Annotated in this window: 33 protein-coding genes and 1 pseudogene; 27 read left to right on the forward strand and 7 right to left on the reverse strand. The window is 28.6% G+C overall.

The genetic code is table 11. From position 1 onward, the window contains the following. Positions 1-165: 165 nt before the first annotated feature. From AAC008_RS13005 to AAC008_RS13035, 7 genes and pseudogenes are all read right to left on the reverse strand, one after another. Positions 166-501, reverse strand: a pseudogene (locus tag AAC008_RS13005) (heavy-metal-associated domain-containing protein); the annotation flags it as partial. A gap of 186 nt (positions 502-687) precedes the next feature. Beyond that, complete coding sequence (locus AAC008_RS13010) at positions 688-1,050, reverse strand: hypothetical protein (protein WP_339889761.1); 363 nt, start codon at positions 1,048-1,050, stop codon at positions 688-690. Positions 1,051-1,115: 65 nt separating this feature from the next. Beyond that, positions 1,116-2,360: a site-specific integrase gene (locus AAC008_RS13015; protein ID WP_339889762.1), complete on the reverse strand. Its 1,245-nt coding sequence runs from the start codon at positions 2,358-2,360 to the stop codon at positions 1,116-1,118. Positions 2,361-2,749: 389 nt separating this feature from the next. Beyond that, positions 2,750-3,001, reverse strand: coding sequence for a helix-turn-helix domain-containing protein (locus AAC008_RS13020; protein WP_339889763.1), 252 nt, complete (start codon positions 2,999-3,001; stop codon positions 2,750-2,752). After that, positions 2,994-3,695 (reverse strand): hypothetical protein, encoded by a 702-nt coding sequence (locus AAC008_RS13025; protein ID WP_339889764.1) that lies wholly within the window; start codon positions 3,693-3,695, stop codon positions 2,994-2,996. Before AAC008_RS13025 ends, AAC008_RS13020 begins: the two co-directional genes overlap by 8 nt. Continuing rightward, on the reverse strand, positions 3,692-3,841 hold the full coding sequence (locus tag AAC008_RS13030) for a hypothetical protein (protein WP_339889765.1): 150 nt from the start codon (positions 3,839-3,841) through the stop codon (positions 3,692-3,694). The genes AAC008_RS13025 and AAC008_RS13030 overlap by 4 nt, the downstream gene beginning before the upstream one ends. 4 nt (positions 3,842-3,845) lie before the next feature. After that, on the reverse strand, positions 3,846-4,454 hold the full coding sequence (locus AAC008_RS13035) for an XRE family transcriptional regulator (protein ID WP_339889766.1): 609 nt from the start codon (positions 4,452-4,454) through the stop codon (positions 3,846-3,848). A gap of 379 nt (positions 4,455-4,833) precedes the next feature. Between AAC008_RS13035 and AAC008_RS13040 the strand changes: the two genes are divergently transcribed. The 27 genes from AAC008_RS13040 (at position 4,834) to AAC008_RS13170 (ending at position 19,149) form a co-directional block, all read left to right on the forward strand. Next, positions 4,834-5,076 (forward strand): hypothetical protein, encoded by a 243-nt coding sequence (locus AAC008_RS13040; protein ID WP_339889768.1) that lies wholly within the window; start codon positions 4,834-4,836, stop codon positions 5,074-5,076. 21 nt (positions 5,077-5,097) lie between these two features. Beyond that, positions 5,098-5,301 (forward strand): hypothetical protein, encoded by a 204-nt coding sequence (locus tag AAC008_RS13045; protein ID WP_339889769.1) that lies wholly within the window; start codon positions 5,098-5,100, stop codon positions 5,299-5,301. Beyond that, on the forward strand, positions 5,292-5,513 hold the full coding sequence (locus AAC008_RS13050; protein ID WP_339889770.1) for a hypothetical protein: 222 nt from the start codon (positions 5,292-5,294) through the stop codon (positions 5,511-5,513). The genes AAC008_RS13045 and AAC008_RS13050 overlap by 10 nt, the downstream gene beginning before the upstream one ends. An 11-nt stretch (positions 5,514-5,524) precedes the next feature. After that, positions 5,525-5,707: a hypothetical protein gene (locus tag AAC008_RS13055; RefSeq protein ID WP_339889771.1), complete on the forward strand. Its 183-nt coding sequence runs from the start codon at positions 5,525-5,527 to the stop codon at positions 5,705-5,707. Further along, a complete protein-coding gene (locus AAC008_RS13060) occupies positions 5,700-5,927 on the forward strand; it encodes a hypothetical protein (RefSeq protein WP_339889772.1) in 228 nt (75 codons plus the stop codon). Before AAC008_RS13055 ends, AAC008_RS13060 begins: the two co-directional genes overlap by 8 nt. Positions 5,928-5,993: 66 nt before the next feature. Continuing rightward, positions 5,994-6,209, forward strand: a complete 216-nt coding sequence (locus tag AAC008_RS13065) for a hypothetical protein (protein WP_339889773.1) — start codon at positions 5,994-5,996, stop codon at positions 6,207-6,209. A gap of 13 nt (positions 6,210-6,222) precedes the next feature. Next, entirely contained in the window at positions 6,223-6,771 is a 549-nt protein-coding gene (locus AAC008_RS13070; protein WP_339889774.1) for a hypothetical protein, read from the forward strand. Further along, positions 6,762-6,917, forward strand: coding sequence for a hypothetical protein (locus tag AAC008_RS13075; protein WP_339889776.1), 156 nt, complete (start codon positions 6,762-6,764; stop codon positions 6,915-6,917). The genes AAC008_RS13070 and AAC008_RS13075 overlap by 10 nt, the downstream gene beginning before the upstream one ends. Continuing rightward, entirely contained in the window at positions 6,918-7,226 is a 309-nt protein-coding gene (locus tag AAC008_RS13080; RefSeq protein ID WP_339889778.1) for a hypothetical protein, read from the forward strand. It begins immediately after the preceding gene. Positions 7,227-7,236: 10 nt separating this feature from the next. Beyond that, the gene (locus tag AAC008_RS13085; protein ID WP_339889779.1) at positions 7,237-9,270 is read left to right on the forward strand and encodes an AAA family ATPase; all 2,034 of its coding nucleotides are present in this window, start codon (positions 7,237-7,239) and stop codon (positions 9,268-9,270) included. Then, a complete protein-coding gene (locus AAC008_RS13090; protein WP_339889781.1) occupies positions 9,270-9,485 on the forward strand; it encodes a hypothetical protein in 216 nt (71 codons plus the stop codon). Before AAC008_RS13085 ends, AAC008_RS13090 begins: the two co-directional genes overlap by 1 nt. Beyond that, positions 9,475-9,684, forward strand: a complete 210-nt coding sequence (locus AAC008_RS13095; RefSeq protein ID WP_339889782.1) for a hypothetical protein — start codon at positions 9,475-9,477, stop codon at positions 9,682-9,684. Before AAC008_RS13090 ends, AAC008_RS13095 begins: the two co-directional genes overlap by 11 nt. Before the next feature lie 4 nt (positions 9,685-9,688). Next, positions 9,689-10,558: a RecT family recombinase gene (locus AAC008_RS13100; protein WP_339889784.1), complete on the forward strand. Its 870-nt coding sequence runs from the start codon at positions 9,689-9,691 to the stop codon at positions 10,556-10,558. A gap of 1 nt (position 10,559) precedes the next feature. Then, positions 10,560-11,300: an MBL fold metallo-hydrolase gene (locus tag AAC008_RS13105; RefSeq protein WP_339889785.1), complete on the forward strand. Its 741-nt coding sequence runs from the start codon at positions 10,560-10,562 to the stop codon at positions 11,298-11,300. A 2-nt stretch (positions 11,301-11,302) separates the two neighbouring features. Further along, on the forward strand, positions 11,303-11,578 hold the full coding sequence (locus AAC008_RS13110; RefSeq protein ID WP_339889786.1) for a hypothetical protein: 276 nt from the start codon (positions 11,303-11,305) through the stop codon (positions 11,576-11,578). Continuing rightward, positions 11,548-11,769 carry a hypothetical protein gene (locus AAC008_RS13115; RefSeq protein ID WP_339889787.1) on the forward strand — a complete coding sequence of 74 codons (222 nt, stop codon included), beginning with the start codon at positions 11,548-11,550 and terminating at the stop codon, positions 11,767-11,769. The genes AAC008_RS13110 and AAC008_RS13115 overlap by 31 nt, the downstream gene beginning before the upstream one ends. Continuing rightward, positions 11,753-12,193, forward strand: coding sequence for a hypothetical protein (locus AAC008_RS13120; protein WP_339889789.1), 441 nt, complete (start codon positions 11,753-11,755; stop codon positions 12,191-12,193). The genes AAC008_RS13115 and AAC008_RS13120 overlap by 17 nt, the downstream gene beginning before the upstream one ends. Then, on the forward strand, positions 12,184-12,462 hold the full coding sequence (locus AAC008_RS13125; protein WP_339889790.1) for a helix-turn-helix domain-containing protein: 279 nt from the start codon (positions 12,184-12,186) through the stop codon (positions 12,460-12,462). The genes AAC008_RS13120 and AAC008_RS13125 overlap by 10 nt, the downstream gene beginning before the upstream one ends. Positions 12,463-12,471: 9 nt before the next feature. Beyond that, positions 12,472-13,113, forward strand: a complete 642-nt coding sequence (locus tag AAC008_RS13130; RefSeq protein ID WP_339889792.1) for a hypothetical protein — start codon at positions 12,472-12,474, stop codon at positions 13,111-13,113. Positions 13,114-13,115: 2 nt separating this feature from the next. Beyond that, positions 13,116-14,276, forward strand: coding sequence for a DEAD/DEAH box helicase (locus AAC008_RS13135; protein ID WP_339889794.1), 1,161 nt, complete (start codon positions 13,116-13,118; stop codon positions 14,274-14,276). A gap of 5 nt (positions 14,277-14,281) precedes the next feature. Next, positions 14,282-14,536 carry a hypothetical protein gene (locus AAC008_RS13140; RefSeq protein ID WP_339889796.1) on the forward strand — a complete coding sequence of 85 codons (255 nt, stop codon included), beginning with the start codon at positions 14,282-14,284 and terminating at the stop codon, positions 14,534-14,536. Beyond that, entirely contained in the window at positions 14,536-15,339 is an 804-nt protein-coding gene (locus AAC008_RS13145) for a DUF6291 domain-containing protein (RefSeq protein WP_339889798.1), read from the forward strand. Before AAC008_RS13140 ends, AAC008_RS13145 begins: the two co-directional genes overlap by 1 nt. Continuing rightward, a complete protein-coding gene (locus tag AAC008_RS13150; protein ID WP_339889799.1) occupies positions 15,248-16,081 on the forward strand; it encodes a hypothetical protein in 834 nt (277 codons plus the stop codon). Before AAC008_RS13145 ends, AAC008_RS13150 begins: the two co-directional genes overlap by 92 nt. Positions 16,082-16,284: 203 nt before the next feature. Beyond that, a complete protein-coding gene (locus AAC008_RS13155; protein WP_339889801.1) occupies positions 16,285-16,899 on the forward strand; it encodes a hypothetical protein in 615 nt (204 codons plus the stop codon). Beyond that, complete coding sequence (locus AAC008_RS13160) at positions 16,892-17,284, forward strand: hypothetical protein (RefSeq protein ID WP_339889803.1); 393 nt, start codon at positions 16,892-16,894, stop codon at positions 17,282-17,284. Before AAC008_RS13155 ends, AAC008_RS13160 begins: the two co-directional genes overlap by 8 nt. Before the next feature lie 24 nt (positions 17,285-17,308). Further along, positions 17,309-17,821, forward strand: coding sequence for a PcfK-like family protein (locus tag AAC008_RS13165; protein WP_339889805.1), 513 nt, complete (start codon positions 17,309-17,311; stop codon positions 17,819-17,821). 2 nt (positions 17,822-17,823) lie between these two features. Further along, positions 17,824-19,149: a PcfJ domain-containing protein gene (locus tag AAC008_RS13170; RefSeq protein ID WP_339889806.1), complete on the forward strand. Its 1,326-nt coding sequence runs from the start codon at positions 17,824-17,826 to the stop codon at positions 19,147-19,149. The last annotated feature ends 11 nt before the right edge of the window (positions 19,150-19,160 follow it).

A 19,160-nucleotide genomic window follows, 5' to 3' on the forward strand; every position in this document is an offset into this window, starting at 1 on the left:
TCTAGGAAATATTTAATTATTTTATTTAACATCTGAATATAAAATTTATAACCATAGAAATACTTTTTACCAAATATTTTGGCAATCAATTTTTCAATATTCCTCTAAAGTTTTTTTTGCTTTAGAGGAATAGGTTAATTACAACTTATTAAAGCACAACTACTCACGATCATACTGACAACATCCCGGAAGGTTGTCGTAATCCTCATCTTTTGCTTTAGCAAGCTCTGAATCATAACCAGCTAAAGCTATACGCTTTGCTATTTCTTCTTTATTTGTTTTAGATTCATCGTAAGTTACTGTTGCTATTTTAGTTTCTTTGTTCCATACTACTGTAGCAATATCTTTGATGTTTCCTGCTTTTTCTATCGTTTTTTTACACATTCCACAATTCCCTGAAACTTTCACTTCCTCTGTTTTTGTGTTTTTTGATTGTGCATTCATAGTGGTTGATAACAATACTGTGATTGCTATCATTATTTTTAATAATGATTTTTTCATTTTATATGATTTTAGTATTCAAAAAGAATTTTTTTTGAATGAATTTTTGAAATAAATTTAAATTGAATAGCAGCCATAATGAATTAAATAAGCATGTTAAACATGACAATTTAAGATTCATAAAATGTTATAAAAAAATAGCAAATGCTATAAATTTGACATAAGTATGGCTGTCAAATTTTAAATTTAGCTTATTTTAGGTATAAGCCATATAGAAGAATAACCCTCTAAAATAGATGGTATTATATAGAAAAAATTAACTTTATTTAAAGTTGTAAAGTTAAAAATACTATTTGATTTGTAAGAAAGTATTATTGATGTTGAACTACTTATACAAGTTGAAGGACAGCCACATTTTGAGTGACCACAACTACCATTACATCCTTTATCATCAGAATTATTGTTACTATCACAACAACTTTTCTCTTTTGTTTTAGTAGTGGAAACTTCTTTTCCACAAGTATGCTTTTCATTATCACAAGCAAAAGTATTATTAGGAATAAAAAATACTCCCAAAAATAAAATTAATATGATGTATGATTTTCTCATTTATTGTTCTAAAACATACCAAAGTTAATCAAAACAAATTGATTTTTATAAATAAAATGTTAAAATCAATTTGTTTTATGATTTAACTGTACATTTTTGCCTAAATATTTTTCTTTTAAAATTCGCATATCCTCACTTACTTTTCTATCCAATACTTTTGCGTAATGTTGTGTTGTTCTCAAATTTTTATGTCCGAGCATTTTACTAACACTTTCTATTGGAACACCATTTGTAAGCGTTACAGTTGTCGCAAATGTATGTCGGGCAATGTGAAAGGTTAATTCTTTTTCTATTTCACAAACAGCAGCAATCTCTTTTAAATAGGCATTCATTTTTTGATTGGATAGGATAGGAAGTAATTTTTCTTGATTGTTACTTTGTGGATGATTCTCGTATTTATCAATAATCATTTGTGTAACTGGTAAGATTGGAATTTTAGAAGCTGATTCCGTTTTTTGTCTATGTGTAAATATCCATTTCTCACCATCAATTCCAAAGCTTATATGCGACTTTGTTAAGTTTTTAACATCTATGTAAGCCAAACCAGTAAAGCAGCTAAAAAGGAAGATATCGCGAACTAGTGATAGTCTTTCAGTTTTGAATTCTTTTTCAATTATAGCTTGAACTTCTTCTTCAGATAAATAAACTCTTTCCACTTCTTTTACTTTGGATTTGTAGTTTGCAAAAGGATTTTTGTCAAGCCAGTCATTGGCCAAACATATCTTGATAATTTTATTGAAGTTCTTGATGTATTTTACAGCTGTGTTATTTGCACAACTTCTAACACTTCTTAACCAAAATTCATAATCAGTTATAAAAGCGTGATCAATCTTGGAAATATCTATATCTGAAACATTGTATTTCCATTGCATGAACTCAATGGTATGTTTCAAAGATGTTGTGTAACGTTCTAATGTTCCTGGTGCATATTCTTTACCAATTAATTCTTTGATTTTGTTGTTGTGGTCTTGGAATATAGGAACTAACATTCGTTTAGTTTCAGCTAATCCAAACAATTCATTTTTAAGATTTTCAGTACTAACAGGAATATCTTTTTTAAATAGTCTTTTTTCAGCTTCTAACACTTGATTTTTTAAATAATCAAGATGACTATTGATTGTTCTAGCTTCTTCATTTGAACCCTTAACTTTAGTACCTTCTGATGACCATTTTTCTGGACTGATATACTTATTGGTACTAAATTCAAATCGTTTTGCATTGATAGTAACTCTTGCATAGATTGGGCAAACTCCTAAAATGTTGACTTTTGCTCTCTTGATGTAAAAGAGAATTGATACTGATGTGTTCATTGGTGGTGACCTTAAAGTTATTATTAAATTTATTATTTTTAATAACTACACACAAGATGTTCATTTTTTGAATATGTTGTTGAACTGCTTGTTGTAGCAGTGTTTTTCATTGAGAGGAGTCACTTAATTTTTTATATTTTAGTGACACCTCGAAAGACACCTAAACTTTGAGATTTTATGAATAATTTGATATAGCCCAAAAAGTAAAAACCCACTAAATTGTTGAATTTAGTGGGTTTTGTTACCATTTGCTTTTCAGCTCGCGGAGAAAGAGGGAAACTCCGATTAATACTTCTTATTTTTTATTATATTGATTATTAATGTTTTACAAACAAATTAAAATGTGTTAATATTAGTTTTTGTTCACTGTTTTGTTCACTTTTTGTTCATTAAATTTCTATACTATTCTTAGAGTTGTATACTTTTTTATCTAAACCAAATATCCAATTTGCATTTACATTATATACTTTGCAAATGGATTCAATTTGACTAACTGTAAAATGATTTTCACCTTTTTTAATTTTAGAAATGCTCTGTTCATACATGCTTATTTCAATGCAAAAATCCTTTGTTGTTGAAATCTTTTTTTCAAACTTCAACAGATCAATTAACCTTAAAATTTTTTCGTCTGTATTATTCATATTCGTATGTTTCTACCAAAACACTTAAACCAGATGATAATTGGTTTTTAGTAATTGGGAAATCACTTGAATTATATGTGTAACTATAATTGAAATCTTCACTAATTATATTATTTTTAGATATTTCCTTTATTTTTGAATATGCTTCTGGAAATGAATAAAATAATGGGTTTTTTTTGTCATCATAAGTATAATTGGTTGTGAAATTATTATCACTATTACTTTTGATTAAAATATTTCCATTAGAATTGTAAGTGTAGTAATTACTGCAACAATAAACAGAGTTGTCAGATTGAGAGTCTTCAATCATTTGGTTAGAATTATTATAGCTAAATTGGTGAGAAAATAAAATATTACCCTCATAACCCAAAGAAGAAGAAATATTATTTCCAATATATTGATAAACTATATCTTCATTGTTCAAATATAAATTATTAACATAATTCTTAATTCTTACTAATTTATCATTCTCATAAACAAACTCTCTTTTAAAAGTTTCATTTTGTGATACACCAACTGTTTGAGATAAAATATTATTTGAGTATGAAAAATTTAAAGTAGAACCATCGCTATAAGTTATTTTCTTTAATTTAATAGTTTGTGGTTCTGTATTATTTGAATTATCTGAACTGTCGTCTGATGAGCAGCTAAAAAATAGTATTGATACTATTAAAATTGTAATTATTTTTTTCATGTTACATTGTTGTTTTTATTTTTAAGTTCTTTCAATATTTCTTTTTGATAATAAATCACATCATCAATTCTTAGCATCCACGCTCCAAAAGCTCTCATTAAAAATACGAAAGCAGCAATTATTACACATCCTATAATTATTTCCATAGTTTTACATTGTTGTTTTAGTTATTACTCCTTTTATTATAAAAATCTTTTTTATTAATGATAAATGATATTCTTTAGCTTCATACTTTGGATTTTCGGAAGCCAAAAGCCAATGATCATCATCTTTTCCTTTTCTTATGTATTTTAAATACACTTGACCGTCATTAAATATAATTACATAAGCATAGCCATAATTCATATATTGACGCTCTACTTCTTTTATACCAATAATTTCACCACTACAAAATTTTGGATACATACTATCTCCATATACATTGATAAATTCTACTCCTTTTTCCCAATTAGGAATATTTATAGGAATACGTTTTAATTCATCATTTACCATTTCTGATTCTAAACCAGCACTTGCAGAAACGTCTGGGTGATAATATCCAGTTGGTGGTTCATTCACAATATTGTTGCTGTTTTCATTTTTTACATTCTCAATATTGATATTTAAAAAACTATCAATCAAACTATCTTTCGAATTAGGGATTACTTCTCCCTTCTCCCAATTTGATATAGTGTTATGAGAAACACCTAATTTATCAGCTAATTCCTTTTGTGTTAAGCCTAGCTGCTTCCTTTTGCTTCTTATTTCTATTCCTTTCATTATTTAGATTAATTATAAATTACACAATAAACATAATTTTGTGATAATTATTTTTGTAATTCACAATATTGTGTTTTATATTTGCTCTGTACAAATGTAGAAAACAAAAGTACAAAAAAAACTAAGCTCTTTGACATTTCGACATTTTTTGATGATTAAAAGTAAATAACGATTACGGCAATGTGGAAAGTTTAAGTACGAGATACTTAAATAATAGGTGGAACGCCTTTAGCACAACTGAAATTAAGTTCGATAACTTTTAAGTAATAAAAATGGAAGCCACGAGGGGCTTTATACCTGTCATAAGCCTTTGCAAAGAAATGATACTTGGCTCGATACCAGCAAAGGCACAAATTAATACTAACTAAAAAGAATAATAATGTCAACAATTACAATAGATAAAAAAGTGCCACTTCCTCTAAAAAGAAACAGACGCATTTATCCATTAGATATAATGGAAGTAGCTGACAGTTTTGAGGTTAAAATTGAAAATAACAATAAGGCATACTCAAAAAAGCAAAATGTTTACATGGCAATTTGGAGATTTTGCAAAGAAAATACTGAAAAGAAGTTTACAACTGCTTCTACAGAAAAGGGAATTAGAATTTGGAGATTAAAATAAAAACTTAAAACAATAAATAAAATGAAAAATATTATACAATTATTTGCTTTCATATTCGGAATGCAATCTTATTCAGAACCAATAGTTACACATCATCATTACTACAATGACAATAAAAAAGTATTTGTTGATGGTGTCGAAATTTACAAAGCAAAACCAGAGCTTTTAAGCAAAAAAGAATTTGTTAAATATATGATCATTAAAAAAAATATAATATGTCTGTAATTATTAAAAAACCAAAATTAAAAAGTGAAATATATCATATCATCAGAAATGATATTCCATTAAGAGATAAGATTGCTTCTCAATTAGGTATCACAGTTAATTCTGTTTACCAATATGCAAGAAGAAAATCAAGAACACTACAAAAACCTTTTGTGTTGGATATAATCAAGGATCATTTAAGTATTGATGATTCTGAACTACTTGAAACTTAAAATTATCAATCATGATAATTACAAAAGAAGTAATTCTAAAAATAGAATTATCAGGTGAAAGTTTAAAACAATTTAAACAGATTTTAGAAGGAACATTAGCTGCTAATCATTCAGCTAATCAAGGATTAGGTTTTTTAAGTAGTGAAGAAATTAAGTACATACAAAATGTCCTAAAACAACTTAAAGATGAGTAGAAAAATAACAATACCAATTGAACAATACAAGTGCTTGAGGGAGCATTTAAAAGCCATAGAATTAATAATTAATGGCAATGGTGGAAATGGGAGTAAAACAACTGAGCGTATTACTCCCATTGAACCACCAAAAGAAAGCAAATTACAGAAAGTGAATAAATATAAAAAATTAATTGCTTCTGGAGAGAGAGTAAAAAAACCTAATCACTTAAGAAAATAAAAAAGCCACTCCTGGAACGAGTGGCTTTTAATAAAATTTTATTCATAACAAATAAAAAATTATCACATGCCAAAAATACAAATTTTACAGAAACTAGCCAACACAAAAATTGATTGTAATAAATCTAAAGAGATGTTAGGCAAAATTATCAAACAAGAATTTGATAAAGAAAAAGATGAGGATAGAGCTTTTGAGCTTTTATTTCTCGCTTTTAAATGGAATGTTCCTCAATTCAATGAAATGGTTGATGATTATGAAATAACTGATTTTAAATGGTTTTAAACAATTAATTATTATGAAAAATTACTTATTAGTATTTGCATTAGTAGCTAGTGCATTTACATATTCACAAAACAAAATCACCTTTTCTTTAGGTGGAGATATTAGAAACTGCTTAGTAGGTTCTAATCCAACTGAAAATAAACCAAAAGCTGATTTACTTTTCAAGCTAACAATTCAAAATGACAGAATGATGGAGATTGGAATTGGAGCAGAAGTTTTTCCACACATTGATTATACAAAGGTTTTTGTTACAGTTGGAAGGCGTATAAATATATTAAACAACTTTGATATAATAGGCTCAGTTGAGCCAAGTATTATTGACAGAACAGGTACTTGGGGTGGAGAGTCTGATGGGGTTGATTTATATAGGTCATATGTATCTGCTGGTGCTTCTTTAACTTTAAGGTACAAGCCGTTTAATAACATCTTTTTTGAAGCTCAAGGAAATTTTACTTACAGAGAGGATTTAAAAGCTCGTTACAATGAATCAAAGCCACTTAAACCATCACTTTATTTCTCAATAGGAATTGACTTATCTAAAAAAATAAGAAGATGGAAGTAAATAGATTTGAATTAACAAAAACTGAATTAGAATTAGAAATAACGAAAATATTCAAAAAAGAAAAAATTTTAAAAAGAGATTTAAAGCGTTCAAGAGTTTTGACAAAGAAATATGTTGAACAAACAAACTATAAATCAAACGATTAGATGGAACTAAAAATAATAAACGGCAAATGGGTTTGGGTTTCAGAAGATGGTTCAACAGAAACATATTTTCGATTACCTGAAATAAAAAGAAAGCAATTCATATTGCTTCTTAATTGTGAATTGATTTTAGCAAAACACAAAATAAAACTTCCAAAAAAGGATAACAAAGAACTAAATCTTTTTGAAGAATTTATTCAAGTATCAAAAGAATTCATTTTCGGATTAGCTGAAATAATTACCAAAAGAGAACCAAAATTCATAGATGAATTTGACTATGAAATTTACGAACATAATTACTGGAACAAATAAAATTATCACAATGAAAAAAATTATCACACTTCAATCATTAAGCCTTTTGAACTTTAAAGGTATAAAGTCATTATCTATTGACTTTAACGACCAAACTAACATATTTGGTGCAAATGGAACAGGAAAAACAACAATTTCAGATGCTTTCACTTGGTTGCTCTTTGGAAAAGATTCAACCGATAGAAAAGACTTTGAAATTAAAACTCTTGATTCATCAGGAAATATAATCCCAAAAATTGAACACGAAGTTTCTGCTTCATTATTAATTGATAATGATGTTGTAACACTAAGAAGAATTTTAAAAGAAAATTGGGTCAAAAAAAGAGGTTCGGAAACTTCTGAATTTGCTGGAAATGTAACAGACTTATATTGGAATGATGTTCCATTAAATGTTACTGAATTTACCAAAAAAGTAAATGAAGTACTAAATGAGCAAGTTTTCAAGATGATCACCTCTCCTATTTACTTCAATTCGATTAAGTGGCAAGATAGAAGAAACCTTTTGATTGACATTTTTGGAGAAGTTTCAAATGAAGATATCGCAAAAGGAAATCCAGCCTATGAAGCTTTGGTTGCAAAACTTACTCAAGGAAAAACAATTGAAGATTACAATGCTCAAATTAAAGCATCGGTTAAAAAGGCAAAAGAAGATTTAAATGTTATTCCTACTCGAATTGATGAAGTAGAAAGAAGTAAGCCAGAACCACAAGATTTTAAAGTTTTGGAAATTGAATTGAAAGGTTACGAAATTCAACTTGAAACTGTTGATACTGAACTAGCTGATTTAAACAAAGCTTTTGATTCTAAATTAGCTTCACAGCGAACAGTTAAGCTAAAGGTAAGTGAATTACAATCTTCAATAGAAGTAATTGAATCTAAAGCCAAAAAAGAAGCGTCTGAACAACTTAAACCAGATACTTCTGAATTAGATAATTTACAGAAGCAAAAAACTGAAAAAGAAGCAGAACTTCAATCTTACGAAAATGCAGTTCAAACGTTATCAGATAAACATTCTGCTTTAATCCAAAGTAAAACTTCTCTTGAAACTAAAATTGAAGCTAAAAGAAAAGAATGGGCTGATACAAATTCCAAAGAATTAACCTTTGATGATAATGATTTTCATTGTCCTACTTGTAAAAGAGAATTCGAAAGTGGTGATGTTGAAACTAAAAAACGTGAAGCATTAGAAAACTTTAAAAAAGATAAGAATTCAAAGCTTCAAGAAATCAATCAACAAGGAGCTGCTTTAGGTCAAGAAAAAACAAATCTTGAAAAAGAGATTGAAACTTTAGCAGCAAGAATAACAACAGGAAATTCTTCAATAAAAGTAGCTAAAGAAACTGTTTTAGAATTAGAAACAAAAATTAAGTCTTTTTCTAATCCTTCTCAAAACACAGAAGCTAAATCAGAAGAAGAAGTTTTCAAATCAATTTTAGATGCTAATAATACTTACCAAGAATTATTACTTGAATTGGAAGCTACCAAAAAAGAAATTGAAGAAACTCCTTCAGTTAACAACGAAGAATTAGTTGCTAAAAGAAAAGGAATTATTGCAGAAATTGATTCTATAAAATCAAAACTTCAATCTAAAACACAAATTGATAATTGCAATACAAGAATTATTCAACTGCAAGATGAAGAGCGAAAATTGGCTCAACAAATTGCAAATGTTGAAAAGGAACAATTCACAATTGAAAACTTCATCAAAGCTAAAGTTGATGCTTTGGAAAATGTTGTCAATAGTAAATTCAAGTATGTAAAATTCAAAATGTTTGATTTACAAATTAACGGAGGTTTAAAAGAAACTTGCGAAGCAATGGTTAACGGAGTTCCTTATTCAGATGTAAATACTGCTTCAAAAATTAATGCTGGTTTGGATATCATCAATGTACTTTCAGAATTCTACGGAATTACAGCTCCAATCTTCATAGATAATGCAGAAAGCGTCCACACGCTAATTGAAACAGAAAGCCAATTAATAAGATTAGTTGTATCAGAACAACACAAAAAATTATTAGTTGAAGCTAGAGAATTAGTTGCATAATGAAAGTTGGAGATAAAATAGGGAACTTTATTTTAGTTGAAAAAATAGACTGTTTACTTGACTTAGTTGATTATTTAAACACTGAAAAATCTATTTTTTGGAGGCATAGGGTTCATCCTACATCATTCTTTTTATCATGGCCATTACGATTAGTATTATCAACCTTAAATGGTGGCCATTTTTATAAAATAGAAAGAATAAAAGATGCAGTATAAAATCAAAAGAAACTCCGACGAAACACTTGCCGAGAATTGCAAAGTAAACATCGGAGTTAAAATTGGAAGCTTTGATTGTACTGCAAATTGCCAACACAATCAAAACACAAAGAAGGAAATTCAAGAACAGGCTTTCGATTTAGAGTTTGTTCGATGCGATAAAATTAAATCAAGTGAACAATTAACAATAGAAATTTAATAAAATGAGTACAACAGAAAAAAACGGACAAGTAGCAGTAAAAAATGATATTTCTGCTCAAGTATTAGCAAAAATTGAATCATTTCAATCTTCTGGAGAGTTAACACTACCAAAAGATTATAAAGTAGAAAATGCTTTAAAATCTGCTTACATTATACTATCAGACCCAAAGAATAATATTCTTGCAAAATGTGATAAATCTTCAATTGCAGAAGCATTACTAAAAATGGTTATTTATGGTGTGTCTCCTATCAAAAAACAATGTTACTTTATTCCTTACGGTGATAAGCTTGAATGCTCAATATCTTACGCTGGAAATATTGCAATTGCTAAAAGATACGGAAATCTTAAAAGCATTAAAGGAAATGCAATTTTTGAAGGTGATACTTTCGAATTTGAAGTTGACCAAACATCAGGAAGAAGAAAAATCACTAAACATATTCAAACTCTTGAAAGTGTAGGCACAAACAAAATAAAAGGTGCTTATGCAGTTTATGAATTGAATGATGGAACTATCGATGTTGAAGTAATGAATATCAATCAAATTCAAACTTCATGGGGTCAAGGAGGTTCAAAAGGTAACTCACCAGCTCATAAGAATTTCCCTGACCAAATGGCAATAAAAACGGCTTTAAATAGAGCTTGTAAATTGCTAATTAGTAGTTCAGATGATTCTGTTCTTTATGATCCATTGGAAGAAGAAACTACAATTGATGTTACTGATGCTAACGTTCAACACGAAATCAAAACTAAAGCCAACAAAGAAACTTTAGACTTTTCAAAAACAGAAGAAGCAAATGTTGAAGAAATTGAAACAGTTGCAGAAGAAGTTCCTCAAGAAGAACAACCTGAATTAACTGGACCAGGATTCTAAGATGAAACTTAAAGTAATATCAACTGGCTCAATAGGTAACGCTTATATTCTTTACAATGAGAATGAAGCGTTACTCATCGAGTGCGGTGTAAAAATAGACGATATCAAAAAGGCTTTAAATTTTGATTATTCAAAAGTAGTTGGTTGTATTTGTACACATGAACACATGGACCACTCAAAAGCTATTTGGGATGTAATGAAAATTGGAGTTGATGTTTACGCTTCTGCAGGAACTTTGAAAGCTAGATTTGTAGACACTCAAGCCAGAGCAAAAAAAGTAGAATCAAAACAAAATTTCAAAATTGGCAATTTCAAAATAATGGCCTTTGATGTTTCTCACGATGCTAAGGAGCCTTTAGGATTTCTAATCGAACATCCAGAATGTGGAAAAACTCTTTTCCTTACTGATACAAATTATTGCAAGTACACTTTCCCAGAACTAAACAACATCATTATTGAAGCCAATTATTCTAAATCGATTATTGATAGAAAATATGGTGCTGATAGTGGAAAGGAATTTTTGAGAAATAGAATTTTAAAATCTCACTTCTCATTAGAAAATTGCAAGGATATGTTGTCAGCGAATGACTTGTCAAAAGTCAACAACATTGTTTTAATCCATTTATCAGATAGCAATTCAGATGAAGTACAGTTTGTAAAAGAAGTAACAGAATTAACTTCAAAAAATGTATGTGCTGCGGTCAATGGAATGGAAATTAATTTTAATAAAACACCTTTTTAGTTATGACAAATTTTAGAGAATTATCTAAATCACATTATTCTGGTCCACCATCATTAGATAATATTAATTGTGGTTCAATTCAAAGAATAGCAGATGCAACAGAATTGATGGCCACTAACTTTTTGAAACTTCAAAGTGATAATGAATATTTGAGAAAAAGAAATCAAAGTTTAAATAAGGAGAATGAAAGATTACAGCGTTCTGCAAATTCTTATAAAGGAAAATACAATAATTTAAAAAATAAATCATGCCAAAATTTGAAGCAAAACACAAAGTAAAAATAACTCAAATTGATAAAAAGGAGATTATACAAGAAGCACATATTGATACTGATGATGAAGCTGGAATGTGGATAGTGGTTACAAACGATGGAAATTCAATGTCAATGAGTTTTGAGAATTGGAAGAATCTTGAAAAATTAGTTGCACAAGCAAATTGTAAAGCATTGGAACATGTTCTACAACGCTGAAAAACCAATCGATGTTCAAAGAGCAATAGTAAAATTTCAACATTTAATTGAAAAAAAGAAAACTTTTGAACTTACTCAAAAGAAAGAAAAAAGAACTCTAAATCAAAACAGTTACTTACATCTTATTCTTTCGTTTTTCGCATTAGAATATGGAGAAACTTTAGAGTATGTAAAATTTGAATTCTTTAAAAAATTAGTCAACAAACAGATTTTTGAGTACGAAAGAATAAATGTAAAAACTGGAGAAATTAGAATTGACTACAGGAGTTCTGCATCACTAAATACCAAAGAAATGACTGATGCTATTGAAAGATTTAGAAACTACTCATCAAAAGAAGCTGGTATCTACTTACCTACTCCAGAAGAAGGAATAATGTTAAAAGAGATTGAATTACAAATTAAAAACAACGAACAATGGATTTAGAAATTGATTTTACAGAATTGAACCATGTTGAAAATAACATCGATTCACAAAAGCATTTTGAAGAAAACAAAGAACGTTTTTCTAATCAATGTAAAATAGTTTATGAAGCTCTTTTGAGAGGTGAAAAACTTACAACTACCAGAGCGCTTATTGAATATGGAATTGGTGATTTGAGAAGAAGAATTAAAGATTTAAAGGATCAATGGAATGTCCCTATTAAATCAGAATATGTCAAAGGAAAATTTAAAGAATATTATTTAACCACTTAATTATATATCATGTCAAAAAACAATGTTATTGAAATGACTCCAGAAAAATTGGAGAAACTAGGAAAATTAGCTGATAAATCGAAAAAAGAAAATGATTTCGATGAAATGCTTTCACTTCAAGATAAAGAAGTTGAAATCAAAGGAGCTACAATCAATGATGCTTTATGTACTTACTCTTATGAATTATTGAAAGGACCAACAAAAGGAGATACTTTATCTCGAAAAGGTGCTCACATTGTACATGACCATCTTCAGGAAAAATTTGACAACTTAAAAGTTTTCTTAGCTCATATTGATGATGCTTTTACTGGAAACACAAACGCTACATCTTTAAAAGATTTAGAGGAAGAGCCAGAAACTGAAAAATACTATGTAACCGGTTTTAAAATTTCAGGTGTTGAAGAAAATAAATCAGTTGTCATTGTTGGTTGGAAAGAAGTTGATCGAGGAGTTATAAAGTTTGAAACACCTAAAGAAAAACTTAACGGAAACTACTTGTATTTACATGATTTAAAAGTTCGTGTTTATGAAGCAATTAGCGAAGTGGAACAATACATGAATGGAAAAGCAGCACCAGCTGATGATCCAAATCAAGTTTACATGGAATTCTCTGAAGAAGATGCTGCTTTTGATAATGCCAAAGTAGATTAATTATGGCTTTCAAATTACGACCATATCAGGAGGATTCTGTAAAGTTAGGTGTTAGTTATCTTCAAGGTTATTCAAATCAGAATAGTTTATTGATACTACCTACTGGCTCTGGTAAATCTGTAATTATAGCTAAAATTTTGGAACCATTGGAGGGCAATACTATTGTCCTCCAACCATCCAAAGAAATATTAGAACAAAACTTTGAAAAGTATTCTAAATATGGAAAGGCTTCAATTTATAGTGCATCAGCTGGAGAAAAAAGAATTGATACAGTTACATTCTGTACAATTGGAAGTATCATCAATAAAAAACATCTATTCAAGAACTTAAAACACATATTGATAGATGAGTGCCACCTAGTTAATTCAGATGCTGGAATGTATAAAGAATTCATTAATTCTTTCCCTAACGCAAAAGTATTAGGATTAACAGCCACACCATACAGATTAACTCAAACATCAGAAGGACCACAACTAAACTTCATAACAAGAACAACACCTAGAATTTTTGAAAACGTACTTTATTACGTTCAAAATTCAGTTCTTTTTGATGCTGGATATCTAGCGGAGTTAGAGTATTATAATTTCGATGTTATTGATCGCTCAAAACTTGAAGTAAATGCTTCAGGAACAGATTTTACAAGGAATTCATTAAGAAGGTATTATAAGTCAATTGATATGCCTTCAAGGATATCTAAAACAGCTTTAACCATATTAAATAAAAGAAAAAATCTTTTGATTTTTTGCTCTCTAATTGAAGAAGCGGTTGCGGTTTCTAAAAGAATACCTGGATCTGTTGTTTTAACAGGAGAAACTAAAAAAAATGAACGTGAAAAGATACTTAGTCAGTTTAAGAACGGAACAATAAGATGTGTTATTAATGTTGGAGTTTTAACCACCGGGTTTGACTATCCTGGACTTGAGGCAATACTTATGTCAATTTCCACAATGTCACTATCTCTTTACTATCAAATTGTAGGTCGTGTGATGAGAATATTTACATACCCAGATGGTACAAAAAAGAAAGGATGGGTAATTGATATGGGAGGAAATATAAACTTCTTTGGAAAAATTGAAACGATGAAAATTGAACAAACTTCAAACGGTTCTTTCTTCATTTCAAATAACGGAAAACAACTTACAAACGTTCCTTTTCAAAAATAAAAATCATGGAAATAATTAGAGAAAGTATTATTGAAATAAATAATAGAAGCCCAATAGTTAATGAAATACCTTTTGTAAAATCAATTTTTGAAAATAATATCTATTATTTATTCCAAGACAATAATGTGGAAGTTGAGGTTGATATAAAAAGGAAAACAGTTTCATTTCCTTTAAGTTTTAATGAGATAAAATTTTTAGATGATATGTTTCCTCATTTAGATATCCATAGATTCAGAATAACACCAAAAAAATATTTGTAATGGCAGAAAATAAAAAATCATTTGTTCTTTATTCTGATTTAATTCATACGGTTAAAAAACTTGTTTTAAAAGATAGGCAAGATAAAACTAATTATTCTGGTGAGCTTTTCTTACATATTTTAGAATACGTAAATGACAATGATCCAAACCCTATTGATTTTATTGTTGAAATGTCGTTTGAACCTATTAAACAACAGTTTAAAAGGGATTTAAAAAAGTGGGAAAAGACAATTGAAATCAAATCAAAAGGAGGTAGAATTGGAAATATTAAGCGTTGGCACAATGATTTATATGAAGAAATAATGTCTAAAAAAATAACTTTAGAGGAGGCTGAAATCATCGCAGAAAATCGCAAAACATCGCATAGCGATAAAAATCATCGCATACCATCGCAGAGCATCGCAAAAATCGCTGTTAATGATAGTGTTAGTGTTAGTGTAAATGTAAATGATATAACATCTACTAAAGTAGATGTTGTTGATAAAGAAAAATTCGACAACACCACCAACGACAATTTTAGAGATGTTTTAAAATTTGAAAGTCAGCAATGGTTAGAAACTGTTTCAATGCAACAAAAAAAACCAGCGGATTTTATAAAAGAAAAATTAGACGATTTTTCAATTTTTCTTTTTACAACTGAAAAAAAACATCCAAACAAAAAAGAATTCATTGGTCATTTTATAAACTGGCTGCATAAAAATTTAGAAAAAAATGGAACAAAACAACAATTCAATTCAGGTTCAAAACAGCAATTCAGATTTAATACTGATGAAGCAATCGAGACCGTTACTAGCCAAAATTAGCGAGGACTTTCCAAAAATTAGAGATATAGTCGATAGTAAGCAAACTGATCCATTAATTAATTACTTGATAACTCTTTTGAATATTAAAGTTTCAAATGAAAATGAATCAAAAGATTTACAAATTCAAATGCTGGTTATTTTAGATTTTATAAAAGATAAATTCGGTGATTTAACTGCTGAAGAAATTAAACAAGCTTTTAAAATGTATGTAGCTAAAGAGTTTCCAGATATAAAAGTTTTTAGAATACTCGATTCAATTGTTGTTGGTGATGTCCTAAATGCTTTTAGAGAATACAGAAATGAATCTTTAAGAACTTATTCTCAAAAAAAACAACTTTTATTAACTCAAGAAGTTCCAATTTCAGAATCAGAAAAAAAAGAAATTAGAAAAAATCTATTAAAGTTAATCCAAAAAGAAATCCAAGAAAATAAATTTAGTCATGAAGCACATTTCATTTATGATGATTTATTTGAAAAAGGAATTATTAAAATATCTGATTTAGATAAAAAAATTCTCTACAAAAAGGAATTAGAAAAATACAATCAAGAAGAAATTAAGCATATTTCTGATAGAGGATTTTACTCTAAATCAAAACTTTTCGAAGAACTAAAACAAAAAATCACTTCAAAGAATCCAATTGCTACAGTGCAGAATAGATGTAAAAGCATTATAGTTTCTGATTATCTAAATAGAAATTTTGAAGAAATAGAAAGCCTTTTTTTATCATTAATTGAAAAATAATCAAATGCAAAAAGATAAAATACTAATCGGAATTGAAAAAAAAAATTAAAAATAAAATAACATATTATGCTATTAAATAATATAATATGTTATTTTTGCTATGTAGTTGAAACATCCACAAAATACTACATTAAAATATTAGCCTTATAACGTGGAGGGAGTGGATGCCCGAAGCGTTGTAAGGCATTTCTATTTTTAAAATCATGAAAAAGTTAAATTTAATCGGTTTAAAATTTGGCAAACTAACAGTAATTTCAGAATTACAAGAAAGAAATCCTCATGGGAAAGTATTATTTAAATGTAAATGCGATTGCGGAAAAGAAGTTAATGTTATTGGAAGTAAATTAAAAAATGGATGGAGTAAATCTTGTTCTTGTTTACAAAAGGAAACTACTTCAAATCGTTCTAAAATAGATAATAAAACTCATGGATTATCAAAAACATCTATTTACAATACTTACCATACAATGATTAGTAGATGTAATAATCCAAATTCTCAATCATATTCAAACTATGGAGGTAGGGGAATAAAAGTATGTGATAGATGGCTAAATTCATTTGAAGACTTCTCAAATGATATGGGAGAAAAACCCACAAAAGAACACTCAATCGATAGAATAAATGTTCATGGAAATTATGAACCATCTAATTGTAGATGGGCTAATAAAATTGAACAAGAAAATAATAAAACTACAAATGTATTTATTGAATATAAATCTCAAAAATATACTATTTCAGAGTTATCTAAACTTTTAAATATTAACTATCACACTTTGAGAAATAGAACTATTAAAAAAAACATTTTCACTTATGAGTAAAAACCAACCAGAATTTGAGCTTCAAAAAGCAGTTTGCAGATGGTTAAGTTTTCAGTTTCCAAAAGTGCTTTATTTAAGCGATACCGTTGCTTCTGTTAAACTAACAATTCCACAACAAAACAGAAATAAATTGATACAAAAAAATGATTTTTCTTGTCCTGATTTATTGATTTTAGAACCAAACAAAGACTTCAAAGGCTTATTTATTGAGCTAAAAGTAAAATCAATTTACAAAGTTGACGGTGTAACACTATTGAAAAGTGAACACGTAGAAAATCAAATGAAAACTATTAACGAACTAAAAGCAAAAGGTTATTACGCTTGTTTTAGCTGGTCATTAGAAATGACTTTACAAATTATAAGTAAATATATGGCTAATAGATAATCTTTAACAATTAAAAACAACTTTATGAAAACAACAGAACCATTCAAAAAAGCTATTGAAAATCACTTACAAAAAGTAGCAGAAAACGACCCTTTATTCGCTGAAACATTGAAAAAGGAAAAGAAAAATATCAATGATTGCGTAACCTACATTATGAATCAAGTTAAAGCTTCTGGTTGCAATGGATTTGCAGATGAAGAAATATTCAACATGGCCATTCACTACTACGATGAAGATGTTATTGAAGTAGGTCAACCAATCAAAGGTCAAGTAGTAGTTAATCATCATGTAGAATTAACCGAAGAAGATATTGCTGCAGCAAAAGAAAAAGCTTTTGAAAAAGAGGTTGAAGCACAACGACAAAAAATTGTTTTGGAAACTAAAGTGGAACTTACTCCAGAGGATATGAAGAAAGCTAAAAAACTTGCACTTGATGGAGTTGTTAAGCAAGAAATGGAAAAAATGACAACCAAAAAGAAAGCTCCAAAAAAGGTAGAAGTAAAAGAAGAAGTTGAACAAGTAGATTTATTCTCGTAAACATGAAGCCAAGAACTAAATTACACCATAGAATAGTTGATTTAGCGAGTTATTTACCAACTATTACAAAAGAAGCCAAACAATGGGCTTATCAAACCACATTAGAGCATAGAGGTTATTCTACTAAAAATAGAGTTTTATGTTTGGATTGTGGAGAAACGTTCTCTCCTACTCTAGTTTCAAGAAAAAAAGCAGTTTGTCCTCATTGTGAAACTAAACTTCAAGTCAAATCATCGCGATGCACAACCGATAAGCAAATAAACTATTTTGCTATTGCTGATGTTCTTGAAGAATTTCAAATAATTAGAAACTACGAATTAATCGCTTACTACAAAAAAGGAGTTCCAGTAAAATATCATCTTCACGAAATTTTACAGTACTGGATTGACCCAGATTTAAAAGTTACCATGTTTGGTAAAAATCATAATACACAAAGTTATTGTGATTGTTGGAGTGGTAATATGGAAATTAGAGTTGAAAATCAGAGAAGCTGGAGCGGTGCAAAATACGATGTATATGCAAGATACTATCATCCAAGTTCAGTTATAAAGCCAGAATATAAAAAGTTTGGAATTGATACAAATCTACAAGGCTTGACTTTTATTGAAGCAATTAAAAAAGTTCCAAGAAACTCAAAACTTGAAACTTTACTAAAAGCAAAACAATATGAATTACTTCAAATGGGTGATAGTTATAGGCTAACTTCTTATTGGCCATCAATTAAAATTTGCCTTAGAAATAAATACAAAGTAAAAGACCATAGAATTTATATTGATTATTTAGATTTTCTAAAATACTTCAAAAAAGACTTAAGAAATGCAAAATACGTTTGCCCTAAAAATTTAATGAAAGCTCATGATTATTGGATGAAGAAGAAACGTGAAATATTAAGGCTTGAAGAACAAGAGAGAGATAGATTGGCAATTATTAAACGTCAGGAAAATTTAAAAAAAGCAAGTATTGAATTTTTAGAACGAAATAAAAAATTCTTTGACTTGCATTTTAAAAAAGGACTAATAAATATTGTTCCTCTTAAAAGCATTGATGAATTCAAAAAAGAGGGAGATATTCTAAATCATTGTGTATTTACAAGCGAGTATTATTCAAAAAAAGATTCTTTGATTCTTTCTGCAAGAATTAGAAACAAACCAATCGAAACAATAGAAATTAAACTTCCAAGCTTGAAAATTGAGCAATCAAGAGGTATAGGTAATGAGCCTACAAAATACCATGATGAGATACTAGCACTACTCAATAAAAGCATACCTGATATCAGAAAAATAATTATTAAAACAAGAAAAAAGAGCACCAAAAAACACGCAGCATAAACAATTAAAAT

Origin of the sequence: uncultured Flavobacterium sp., assembly GCF_963975515.1 — a bacterium.
Taxonomy (GTDB): domain Bacteria; phylum Bacteroidota; class Bacteroidia; order Flavobacteriales; family Flavobacteriaceae; genus Flavobacterium.

Coding starts and splice junctions, on each gene's coding strand:
- AAC008_RS13010 (WP_339889761.1), bottom strand. CDS start 1,050: ATGAGAAAATCATACATCATATTAATTTTATTTTTGGGAGTATTTTTT.
- AAC008_RS13015 (WP_339889762.1), bottom strand. CDS start 2,360: ATGAACACATCAGTATCAATTCTCTTTTACATCAAGAGAGCAAAAGTC.
- AAC008_RS13020 (WP_339889763.1), bottom strand. CDS start 3,001: ATGAATAATACAGACGAAAAAATTTTAAGGTTAATTGATCTGTTGAAG.
- AAC008_RS13025 (WP_339889764.1), bottom strand. CDS start 3,695: ATGAAAAAAATAATTACAATTTTAATAGTATCAATACTATTTTTTAGC.
- AAC008_RS13030 (WP_339889765.1), bottom strand. CDS start 3,841: ATGGAAATAATTATAGGATGTGTAATAATTGCTGCTTTCGTATTTTTA.
- AAC008_RS13035 (WP_339889766.1), bottom strand. CDS start 4,454: ATGAAAGGAATAGAAATAAGAAGCAAAAGGAAGCAGCTAGGCTTAACA.
- AAC008_RS13040 (WP_339889768.1), top strand. CDS start 4,834: ATGTCAACAATTACAATAGATAAAAAAGTGCCACTTCCTCTAAAAAGA.
- AAC008_RS13045 (WP_339889769.1), top strand. CDS start 5,098: ATGAAAAATATTATACAATTATTTGCTTTCATATTCGGAATGCAATCT.
- AAC008_RS13050 (WP_339889770.1), top strand. CDS start 5,292: ATGTCTGTAATTATTAAAAAACCAAAATTAAAAAGTGAAATATATCAT.
- AAC008_RS13055 (WP_339889771.1), top strand. CDS start 5,525: ATGATAATTACAAAAGAAGTAATTCTAAAAATAGAATTATCAGGTGAA.
- AAC008_RS13060 (WP_339889772.1), top strand. CDS start 5,700: ATGAGTAGAAAAATAACAATACCAATTGAACAATACAAGTGCTTGAGG.
- AAC008_RS13065 (WP_339889773.1), top strand. CDS start 5,994: ATGCCAAAAATACAAATTTTACAGAAACTAGCCAACACAAAAATTGAT.
- AAC008_RS13070 (WP_339889774.1), top strand. CDS start 6,223: ATGAAAAATTACTTATTAGTATTTGCATTAGTAGCTAGTGCATTTACA.
- AAC008_RS13075 (WP_339889776.1), top strand. CDS start 6,762: ATGGAAGTAAATAGATTTGAATTAACAAAAACTGAATTAGAATTAGAA.
- AAC008_RS13080 (WP_339889778.1), top strand. CDS start 6,918: ATGGAACTAAAAATAATAAACGGCAAATGGGTTTGGGTTTCAGAAGAT.
- AAC008_RS13085 (WP_339889779.1), top strand. CDS start 7,237: ATGAAAAAAATTATCACACTTCAATCATTAAGCCTTTTGAACTTTAAA.
- AAC008_RS13090 (WP_339889781.1), top strand. CDS start 9,270: ATGAAAGTTGGAGATAAAATAGGGAACTTTATTTTAGTTGAAAAAATA.
- AAC008_RS13095 (WP_339889782.1), top strand. CDS start 9,475: ATGCAGTATAAAATCAAAAGAAACTCCGACGAAACACTTGCCGAGAAT.
- AAC008_RS13100 (WP_339889784.1), top strand. CDS start 9,689: ATGAGTACAACAGAAAAAAACGGACAAGTAGCAGTAAAAAATGATATT.
- AAC008_RS13105 (WP_339889785.1), top strand. CDS start 10,560: ATGAAACTTAAAGTAATATCAACTGGCTCAATAGGTAACGCTTATATT.
- AAC008_RS13110 (WP_339889786.1), top strand. CDS start 11,303: ATGACAAATTTTAGAGAATTATCTAAATCACATTATTCTGGTCCACCA.
- AAC008_RS13115 (WP_339889787.1), top strand. CDS start 11,548: ATGCCAAAATTTGAAGCAAAACACAAAGTAAAAATAACTCAAATTGAT.
- AAC008_RS13120 (WP_339889789.1), top strand. CDS start 11,753: ATGTTCTACAACGCTGAAAAACCAATCGATGTTCAAAGAGCAATAGTA.
- AAC008_RS13125 (WP_339889790.1), top strand. CDS start 12,184: ATGGATTTAGAAATTGATTTTACAGAATTGAACCATGTTGAAAATAAC.
- AAC008_RS13130 (WP_339889792.1), top strand. CDS start 12,472: ATGTCAAAAAACAATGTTATTGAAATGACTCCAGAAAAATTGGAGAAA.
- AAC008_RS13135 (WP_339889794.1), top strand. CDS start 13,116: ATGGCTTTCAAATTACGACCATATCAGGAGGATTCTGTAAAGTTAGGT.
- AAC008_RS13140 (WP_339889796.1), top strand. CDS start 14,282: ATGGAAATAATTAGAGAAAGTATTATTGAAATAAATAATAGAAGCCCA.
- AAC008_RS13145 (WP_339889798.1), top strand. CDS start 14,536: ATGGCAGAAAATAAAAAATCATTTGTTCTTTATTCTGATTTAATTCAT.
- AAC008_RS13150 (WP_339889799.1), top strand. CDS start 15,248: ATGGAACAAAACAACAATTCAATTCAGGTTCAAAACAGCAATTCAGAT.
- AAC008_RS13155 (WP_339889801.1), top strand. CDS start 16,285: ATGAAAAAGTTAAATTTAATCGGTTTAAAATTTGGCAAACTAACAGTA.
- AAC008_RS13160 (WP_339889803.1), top strand. CDS start 16,892: ATGAGTAAAAACCAACCAGAATTTGAGCTTCAAAAAGCAGTTTGCAGA.
- AAC008_RS13165 (WP_339889805.1), top strand. CDS start 17,309: ATGAAAACAACAGAACCATTCAAAAAAGCTATTGAAAATCACTTACAA.
- AAC008_RS13170 (WP_339889806.1), top strand. CDS start 17,824: ATGAAGCCAAGAACTAAATTACACCATAGAATAGTTGATTTAGCGAGT.